The sequence below is a fragment of the Bradyrhizobium sp. genome (assembly GCF_019244115.1).
GTDB lineage: Bacteria > Pseudomonadota > Alphaproteobacteria > Rhizobiales > Xanthobacteraceae > Bradyrhizobium.
This window is the reverse complement of record NZ_JAFATE010000613.1, coordinates 1-5,870: the sequence shown is the minus strand read 5'-3', so window position 1 is coordinate 5,870 and position 5,870 is coordinate 1. Positions and strand designations below refer to the sequence as shown.

At 64.5% G+C, this 5,870-nt stretch carries 4 protein-coding genes, 1 tRNA gene and 1 pseudogene; 3 read left to right on the top strand and 3 right to left on the bottom strand.

Going from position 1 to position 5,870, the window contains the following annotated elements:
- A pseudogene (locus JOZ76_RS26995) lies at positions 1-508 on the top strand (helix-turn-helix domain-containing protein); the annotation flags it as partial.
- A 36-nt stretch (positions 509-544) separates the two neighbouring features.
- Positions 545-1,195 carry a PQQ-binding-like beta-propeller repeat protein gene (locus tag JOZ76_RS26990; RefSeq protein ID WP_291703838.1) on the top strand — a complete coding sequence of 217 codons (651 nt, stop codon included), beginning with the start codon at positions 545-547 and terminating at the stop codon, positions 1,193-1,195.
- 88 nt (positions 1,196-1,283) lie between these two features.
- Here JOZ76_RS26990 and JOZ76_RS26985 read toward each other — a convergent pair.
- Positions 1,284-1,377, bottom strand: a tRNA-Ser gene (locus JOZ76_RS26985).
- A gap of 725 nt (positions 1,378-2,102) precedes the next feature.
- Between JOZ76_RS26985 and JOZ76_RS26980 the strand changes: the two genes are divergently transcribed.
- The gene (locus JOZ76_RS26980) at positions 2,103-3,620 is read left to right on the top strand and encodes a porin (protein WP_291703836.1); all 1,518 of its coding nucleotides are present in this window, start codon (positions 2,103-2,105) and stop codon (positions 3,618-3,620) included.
- Positions 3,621-3,775: 155 nt separating this feature from the next.
- Here JOZ76_RS26980 and JOZ76_RS26975 read toward each other — a convergent pair whose 3' ends face one another.
- Both JOZ76_RS26975 and JOZ76_RS26970 read right to left on the bottom strand, forming a co-directional pair.
- Entirely contained in the window at positions 3,776-4,045 is a 270-nt protein-coding gene (locus JOZ76_RS26975) for a hypothetical protein (protein WP_291703834.1), read from the bottom strand.
- A gap of 221 nt (positions 4,046-4,266) precedes the next feature.
- The coding region (locus JOZ76_RS26970; protein WP_291703832.1) for a lytic transglycosylase domain-containing protein at positions 4,267-5,870 on the bottom strand (1,604 nt) is incomplete at its 5' end.

Below are 5,870 nucleotides of genomic sequence, written 5' to 3'. Positions count from 1 at the left end.
AAGCGTGGTCTCGCTTGCAACCCGTCCGGTGCTGTTCACGCTGGCGCGGGCGCTCGGCGAGGCCTGGCCGAGCGACGTGCCGCGCGAAAAACTGATCGCGCGCGCCTTCCGCGGCAAGCAAGCGGACGAATCGCATCGCGCGCGGCTCCGCGTCGAGGTCGGGCGGCTGCGCGGCGCGCTCAAGGCGCTCGCCGGAGTCAATGCGACCGAGCAAGGATTTTTGCTGGTGCCGCGCGGCAGCAGCGAGGTCGTGGTGCTGGCACAGCCCGTCGAGGACGCGCATTCGGCGGTGCTCGCACTGCTCGCCGACGGCGAGCAGTGGTCGAGCTCGGCGCTGGCGCTTGCGCTCGATGCCAGCCAGCGCACGGTGCAGCGTTCGCTCGACGAGCTTGCCGGCGCGGGCAGGGTGCAGTCGCTCGGTCAGGGCCGCGCCCGGCGCTGGATGACCCCGCCGGTCGGCGGTTTCACGACGACCTTGTTACTCCCGGCGCCGCTGCCGGCTGACTAACCTCTGCGGCATTGCCGCATGAACAAGGATCGCAAGATGAAAAAGTCAGCAGCCGAGATCGTCCGTGAATATGGCCCCTTCCCAGGGGTCGAGCGCGTCAACGGGGTCACCCATGATGGTCAGCACGTCTGGTTCGCCTCCGGCGACAAGCTGAACGCACTCGATCCGGCGAGCGGTGAGATGCTGCGCGCGATCGAGGTGGCGTCTCATGCGGGCACCGCCTTCGACGGCCAGCATCTGTTTCAGATCGCCGAGGACCGCATCCAGAAGATCGATCCGACAACGGGCCGCGTGCTGGCCACGATCCCGGGGCCCGGAAGCGGCGGTGTTTCGGGGCTCGCATGGGCCGAAGGATCGCTCTGGGTCGGCGAATATCGCGAACGCAAGATCCATCAGGTCGATCCGGAGACGGGCAAGGTGCTGCGGACCATTCAGTCTACCCGCTTCGTCACCGGGGTGACCTGGATCGATGGAGAACTCTGGCACGGCACCTGGGAAGGCGACGAAAGCGATGTGAGGCGGATTGATCCGCAGACCGGCGAGACGCTGGAGCAGCTCAACATGCCGCCGGGCGTCGGCGTGTCCGGGCTCGAGGCCAAGGGCGATGAGTTTTTCTGCGGCGGCGGCGACAGCGGCAAGGTCAGGGCCGTGCGCCGGCCGAAGCGAGCGAGCCGCCGTTCCGCGTGAAGCCGATGGGCCAAGCGGTTGCGACACAGGCATGACCAAGTGATGCGCGGCCCGCGCATCATCGAATCCATAAAGGCGGCCGGAGCGCTGGCGGAGACGGAGGGATTCGAACCCTCGATAGGGCTTTACAACCCTATAACGGTTTAGCAAACCGCCGCCTTCAGCCACTCGGCCACGTCTCCGGCAGCGCCGATATGCCCGACGCAAGGGCAAGTCGCAAGCAGATGTTCGCGCCGTGGACGTCTTCGATAGCTCCCGCGCCGGCGCACGCACTAAATTAGAATGACACTGGAATAATGGGTGGCGCCTTTCGCGGGGCGGGCGAGCCGCTCCATGATGATGGAACCGCCGCGATCGGAACGATGCGGGTCAGGCGAACGGCACGCTTCATGCGTGTACCCGCTCAGGTCGACGCTGCCACCGTCTTTCCTCGGACTCGCCTTGGTTGGCGGCCGTTGCACGGGCGATTCGATTCTCTTTCCTCGTCAGCGCGAGGCGCAGTGTCGTGGGGACAATCGCTTCTGCGCTCAAGCTGCACTGCAGCGATGCGAATTTGGAACCAAAAGGAAACGTCAAGCAAAAACAGGCATTTGCGTGAAAAATCCATATCACGCTTACGTGTTGTTTGTGCAACACCTGCCTAAAAACGCGTTCCGGCAAGGGGGTCCGAGCGGTTCCTTTGTTGCTTGTGCAGGGTCGTTCGGTAATTGTGTTCGTGCGACGGAGGGGGGCATCCCGAAGTCGTCCCGTGTTCAAGTCGTGTCGCTTACGTCCCTCGCGTTCAGCGGGTGTGTCCGAAGGCGCGATGAGACTTAAGTGCGGGCCACGGGGACAAGGGAACCAACCTCAGGGTGTCTCACCCAACGGATCCGGAACCTTCCCTGACAGAGCAACTTGGAGGTTTACCATGAAGATGATCAAGAGCCTCGTGCTTGGCTCAGCGGCGGGTTTGCTCGCCATGGGCGGGGCACAGGCGGCTGATCTTCCCGTTAAGGCCAAGGCGGTCGAATACGTGAAGGTCTGCTCCCTCTACGGTGCCGGATTCTTCTACATTCCTGGCACTGACACCTGCATCAAGCTCGGCGGCTACCTGCGCGCTGACGTGGCTTGGAACACCAACAACGACTACGGCTTCCTCGGCAACGGCAGCACGGGCGCGCAGAATCGCCTGAGCAACTACTTCACCACCCGTGCCCGTTTCAGCATGGACTGGGATACGCGCACCGCAACCGAGTACGGTGTGGTTCGCACCTTCGCGACCATCCTGACCAGCTGGACCACACCTGACGTGACCGCTAACCCGAATCCCGGGGCGACCGCGAACGGCTCGACGACGTTCGGCACTAATCCCCTGCAGAACGGTCTGGGCACCACCTCGCCCGGCATCTACCAGGCATTCATCCAGTTCGCCGGCTTCACCATCGGCCGCGCGTACTCGATCTTCGATGCGCCCTGGCAGAGCTATCCGGCGGGCGGTCCTGATACCTTGACGGGTGCCAGCAACCACGTCACCGGCCAGAACCAGCTGACCTACACCGCGAGCTTCGGCAACGGCGTGACCGGGTCGATCTCGTTGGAGGATCCGGTGGAGAAGGACACCACCAACGTCACCAACCTGTCGAACATCTCGGCTGCCGGCCTGTTCGGTGGTGGTTATGGCACCAGCCAATTCGGCGGTACGCGTGCTCCCGACGTGCTCGGTCAGATCCGCGTCGACCAGGCCTGGGGTCTTGCCCAGATCGCGGTGGCTGCGCATGACAACCACGTCGCCTACTACGGCCCGACCGAAATCACCGGTCACCCGGATGACAAGTGGGGCTTCGCGGTTCAGGGTGCCTTGTCGATCAAGAACATCCCGACCGGTCCCGGCGATACCATCAACATGACCGCCGTCTATACGGACGGTGCGTCGGCCTACAACTTCCAGTTCCTGTTCCCGCGGCAAGGCGCACTGTTTGGTGGCAGCAGCATTGCCTACCAGGCCTTGTCTTTGTACGGTATCGCCGATACGACTTTCACCACCGGCAGTGGACAGGAGTCGGTCAAGACCTGGGGCTTCAATGGTGGCTTCACTCACAACTGGAGCCCGAACTGGGCCTCGTCGATCTACGGGTCGTATGGCCAGCTGAGGTACGGCGGCAACGCCGTGGCTACGATCTGCGCGTTCGCCCGGGCGAGCCTTGCTCTGACCGGCAACTGCAGCCCGAACTTCAACGTCTGGACCATCGGTGGCACCACCGTGTGGACCCCGGTCAAGAACTTGGCGTTCACGGTTGACGTCAACTACACCATGATCGACCAGCAATACTCGGGCACGATCACCAGCGCGGGTGGCCTTCCCGCCTTCGCCAAGCCGGGCGCTGTGTATGAGCTGAAGGATCAGGGCCGAGTCAGCGCTCTGTTCCGCGCTCAGCGCAACTTCTGACCCTGGTCATCTGATTGCTTCGACAAAGAACCCCGGCAGGCAACTGCCGGGGTTTTTCTTTGTCGGAATGCGATCGGGCGCAGTGCTGCGAAGATCGCTGCTTTTGCTCTTGAGGATTCACGCTGGGCCGAGCGCAGCCCGTTACTCCCAGCGTTTCAGCGCCTCGGAGTGGTAATACCGTGCGCGCTTCGCGGCAGCGCTGACGGCTGCCCCATTGACCAGTGCGCCCGGCTCACAGCCAGCGTGCGACGGAAATAGGGGTCGGTGTCGGGATTGCCCGGCCCTTTGTTCTGGCAATTGCCATACGGATAGAAGAACGCGCAATTGCCGGGTTCAGAGACGACCTCTTGCGCAGCCGTCGGCGCCGATGCCGTAATCGCAAGCGCCAGCGCCGTCGCGGTGCTGGAAATCGTGCATTTCAGCATGGCGTCCCTCTCGACTTGGCAGGCTCCTGGCGAGATAGCCCCTGAAGAATGCGGCGCTCGTTCCGCCGTTTCCGTTCGATCAATCCGGCGTGAATTGCCCGGCGTTCAGCCGCGACAGCGCGCGGACTTGCCGCCCGCCGCGCGAAGAGCGCCGCGACCTCTCCCCGCAAGCGGGTGAACAGCTGTCTCGACTGAGCTGGCTCGGCTGAAATTCGGCAAGCCTATTCCACGCTGGCGCCGCGGCGCAGGTCGGCCTCGATCTGCAGCCCTCTCGCGCCGCTGAAGCGGGCGCGATAGACCTGCAGATTCTCCATCACCCGCTGCACATAGTTGCGCGTCTCGGAGAACGGAATCAACTCGACCCAGTCGACCGCATCGACCTTGGAATCCCTGGGATCGCCGTAGCGATCGATCCATTTCTTCAAGGAGCCGCGGCCGGCATTGTAGGCGGCAAAGGTCATGATGTATGAGCCGCGGAAATCCTCGATCAACCCGCCGAGCTCGGCCGCGCCGAGCGCTGTGTTGTAGACCGGGTCGGTCTTCATGCGTGCGATGTCGAAGGCGACGCCGGCGCGCTTGCAGACATAGCGGCCGGCCTCCGGCGTCACCTGCATCAGCCCGTAGGCCTGCGCGGGCGAGACCACCGCAGGATTGAACGCGCTCTCCTGGCGCGCGATCGCGTAGATCACGCTCTTCTCAACGTCCGGGCCGATCGACTTGAATGCCGGAATCCCGTTCACCGGATAGGCGTAGAAATCGAACGGCAAGCCACGGTTGAGCGCGGCCTTGCCGACCAGCAGCATCGCGCGCGCGTCGTCGTGCCGGCCGGCGATCTCCGCAAGTCCGGCCAGCGCATCGGGATCGCCGTTGTCGCCGGCGTCGGCGAAAATCGGAATTGCGAGCTCACCTTCGTCGAGGTCGTAGAGCAGCTGGGTGGCGCGAACGATCTCCAGCCGTTCGGCGCCGCGGCCGCGCGGCGGTTGGCTGAGTTCGATCTGCGGCAGCCCGAGCTTGGCGCGCGCAAGCTGACCATAATAACTGGTCGATTGCTCCGATGCCGCAGCGTAGGCGGCGCGCGCCTCCTGGCTGCGGCCGGCCGCTTCCGCCGCGCGCCCCTGCCAGTAGCCGGCGCGCGCCAGCGTGGTCGGATTGACGCTACCCACCCCGATTCGGGCGAAATGCTGCGCGGCGATTGCCGGATCGTTCAGAAAGCGCAGCGCGATCCAGCCGGCGGTGAACTCCTGCTCGGTCTTGTAGATGTCGCGGGTCGGCAGCGCCGCGTCGCGCGCGATCAGATAGGCGTTCCTGACCTCGCCGACGTCGATCATCTTGCGCGCCAGCAGGCGACGCTCGATCCACCATTCATCGAGATTCTTCAGGCGGCCAGGGTCCTTCGGCGCTGACAGCATGAGCTGCGCCGCCTCGACGAACTTCTCCTCACGCCGCAGCAGCTGGATTTTTGCGAAGGTGTAGCCGGGATCGCCGTGCAACTCCGGCGGAACGAGCTCGAGCAGCGGCCGCAGGTTGGGGGCCTTTTCGTAGGCGGCAATGCGCGCCTTTGCCAGCGCGATATAGCCCGAGCCGAGGCGCTTGGCCGCGCGCAGCGCGGCTGCATGTTCGCTGCCATAGAGCAGCGTATCCATCCGCGCCTTGTGGTCGCCCGGGGTCAACAGCGCGCCGAACTGGTCGAGCGCGGTATTCTCCGTCTCCTCAGACATCGGATCGTCGTGCCAGGCCTCGCGCACCAGGCGCTCGGCATTGGCGCGGTCGCCGCGCGCGAGCATGACGCGCGCCAGCGAAAAGCGGCCCTTGGCCGTGAGCGGCG

Coding starts and splice junctions, on each gene's coding strand:
- JOZ76_RS26990 (WP_291703838.1), top strand. CDS start 545: ATGAAAAAGTCAGCAGCCGAGATCGTCCGTGAATATGGCCCCTTCCCA.
- JOZ76_RS26980 (WP_291703836.1), top strand. CDS start 2,103: ATGAAGATGATCAAGAGCCTCGTGCTTGGCTCAGCGGCGGGTTTGCTC.
- JOZ76_RS26975 (WP_291703834.1), bottom strand. CDS start 4,045: ATGCTGAAATGCACGATTTCCAGCACCGCGACGGCGCTGGCGCTTGCG.